Raw genomic sequence first — 3,050 nt, forward strand, 5'->3', positions numbered from 1 at the left:
GAAAAAAGAACAAAAATTAAAATTAGAGAAATCAATAGAATCATCATGGCGACCTGAAATTATGTAACTTGTTACATGTTACTATATTATTCGGTTATTTTTGTTACAAAACAAAAATAAACCTCATTAATTAAAATTAATGAGGCCTCATGGATATAATTTATTCCGGTATGTCGCAAATGATAATTACAGATCAAATTCTATCAGTTAAATTAGAGGTGGCCTACTTGATTTAAGGTTATAAAATTGAACATCATAAAACTAATTTCATTGTTCATCTACCATAATTGATAAAGATCCTCTCGCCGTCACATTGAGGGGAGAAATCCAAAACATCAAAGAGTTTGAATATATGATGAACCGTGTAAAAAGAGACCACAGTTAAAAGTATCATACTGGTTACTGTAAAATGTTAGCAATAAATATCAAGCCTATACTACATAAAATAAAGAGTACAATGAGTATTATAGGGGTGAAAAAAGAGCACGACTCATATGGTTTTGAAAATTCATAGATCGTCATTCCTATAGCTGATAGCGGGAAAACAACTATACAAATTCCCATTATAGTTCCCAAAATTTCAAGAAATTTCACAAAACCACCTCCTTATAGTAAAAAATTTTAAATATATTAAATATTTTGCATATATCCTATGATTCAACAAGTAATATTTGTTTTGTGTTTTTTTAATAGTTCTTCATGAGTTCCAATACCCGTGATACTTTCATTTTCAATAGACACAATTTGATATGCTTTTGGAATAGTAAATAATCAGTTCTATTCAATTTAGAGAACATTCATTTTAATAATTATGGTTAAAGGAATAATCAAAACAACAGGGTATTTTGTAACTTGTTACATGTTACTATATTATTCGGTTATGTGCCCTCTTATTTATGTCTATACTTATTCAGTTACATACTTTAAATTAAATACCTTTTAACTTATTCTCTTTGGTTCTGTTGCAAAGTTGAAAATCATGTAATATAAATACAAAGAAATGAAAAAAAAGCTAAATAGGCCCTAGTAATATGTTATTATGCTGGCATTTAATATATTGATTTTGCATAGCTTTGTATACTAATTTAACTTTGCAACAGAACCCATTTAAGACACTCCTCTCTTACATACCATCATAGAACATACGTTCGCTTTTGTGATAAAAAACTCCTTTTTTCATAAAATTCCGACTAACTGTAAGGTATAATTAAGGATCTGTTAATAAATAATTAAGCAATTTTAAACTTTATTATTTTATAATATGTGTATAGGTTAATGAATGAATCCAATAAAAATAAAGGTTGTGATGAACATCATGAAAGTTAAGTTACTTTTAGCATGCGTTATAGCATTATCTACTATTGCAACAACACTTGATACACAATCCGTACTTGCGCAAGAAAATACTGGGGCTAGAACACCTGTAGATACTTTAAAAGATAACAAAAGTAAAACGATTGCAAAATATGCACCTGATAATTCTCTATATTGTTCTGCTACGTTAATTACTCCTAATATAGCTTTAACATCTAGACATTGTGCAGGCAAAAATAAAATAGAAGGTAATATAGGTTCTATATATCCCGGTCAATCAGGAATTAGCACTCCTTTTGGAAAGATGGACATTAGTACATATATTCCAGACACTTCTCAAGATATCGCTATTCTTAAGGGTCGAGAATCTGACAAATCCAAAGACTATAAACATTATATAAAAGATTTTAATCTCGAAGTAAAAGGGCGTACCTTTGAAGAGTTAAGAAGTTTGATGGGGAAAGAAGTATACTCATACGGATACCCTTCAGACCTCTATGGGTCACCTCAAATTAAGTCCGAAGGTAAAATAATAGATTTTGACCCTCACACAAAAGTCCTAACAACAAGTATACCCACAGTAGAAGGACAGTCCGGTTCAGGTGTATTTTTAAAAGAAAACGATGGGTTTTTGGGAGTTCTTTATGGAAAAAAATCAAATAGTGATGGTCAAGTTGTCCCTATAGACGAAAGATTAAAAAAATGGTTCGACAACAATACAAAAAACGATTAAGGAGGTAATATAATGAAAAGTAAATTTAGTATATTACTATTAACAGTAATGATATTTTTTGCCACACTTCTATCCAGCCCAATTCTTGCAGCAGAAAATGGTACAAAAAATTTAGTAACTAATACTCAGAGTGATGAAATAGGAAGACGAGTCGGCACTTTTCAAAGTTCTAAAGGACCTTGTACAGTTACAATGCTTACTCCTAATTTTGGATTAACTGCCGCACACTGCGGAGATGGTTTTAAACAAAATGAATATGTAGGTAAAGTGTCTCCAGCTCAATCAGGAATTTCTACACCTTATGGATCAATGAATATATATTTGTTTAATCCTTATACAGATAAAGATATAGCATTTGTTCATGGTCGTAATTCCGATAAAGATAACTCATATAAATATTATGAATCAACGTTTGCAGGCAAAGAAATACAGTTAAAAGGGTTTACAAAAGAAGAATTGTCAAAGTTAGTAGGAAAAAAAGTATTTTCATTTGGCTACCCTTATGATTTTGATGGTGGCAAACAATATAAATTCACAGGGGAAATCACTTTTGCTGACGAAAACGCTATTCGTACTACAATGCCTTCATATGGAGGTCAATCAGGATCCGCTGTATTTTTAGAAGATAGTAACGAGATAATTGGAGTGCTAATACAAGGCGGTCAAGGAAATAAAACAGCTACCTTACAGCCTATAACAAAAGACATAGCAAAATGGTATAACGAAAAGAAACTTAATTTGGAAAGCCAAAATAATAACTAACTGTTTTAATAATTTTTCACATTAGTGTATAATTTTAGTTTTTATTTCTGGTAATTATAATAGAGATACTGTATATTATTATTGTCCGCTTATTAATGAGTTATAAGTTGCAATTAAAAAGAGCTACCTATTTAAACACTAGGTAGCATGATGCTAATTACACGGCATGGCGAAAACCCGTAGATCTGAAGAGATCTGCGGTTCTTTTTATATAGTCCATAAATACATTCAATGCCTTTGA

At 30.6% G+C, this 3,050-nt stretch carries 2 protein-coding genes and 1 pseudogene; 2 read left to right on the plus strand and 1 reads right to left on the minus strand.

What is annotated here, in order from left to right; genetic code table 11:
- The first annotated feature begins 1,315 nt into the window (after positions 1-1,315).
- On the plus strand, positions 1,316-2,047 hold the full coding sequence (locus CD172_RS10645; RefSeq protein ID WP_158695126.1) for a trypsin-like serine peptidase: 732 nt from the start codon (positions 1,316-1,318) through the stop codon (positions 2,045-2,047).
- A 12-nt stretch (positions 2,048-2,059) separates the two neighbouring features.
- Complete coding sequence (locus CD172_RS10650; RefSeq protein WP_103346337.1) at positions 2,060-2,809, plus strand: trypsin-like serine peptidase; 750 nt, start codon at positions 2,060-2,062, stop codon at positions 2,807-2,809.
- A gap of 131 nt (positions 2,810-2,940) precedes the next feature.
- On the opposite strand, the pseudogene CD172_RS10655 reads toward CD172_RS10650, so the two are convergent.
- A pseudogene (locus tag CD172_RS10655) lies at positions 2,941-3,050 on the minus strand (IS6 family transposase); the annotation flags it as partial.

This window comes from Staphylococcus agnetis (genome assembly GCF_002901865.1).
GTDB classification, from domain to species: Bacteria; Bacillota; Bacilli; order Staphylococcales; family Staphylococcaceae; genus Staphylococcus; species Staphylococcus agnetis.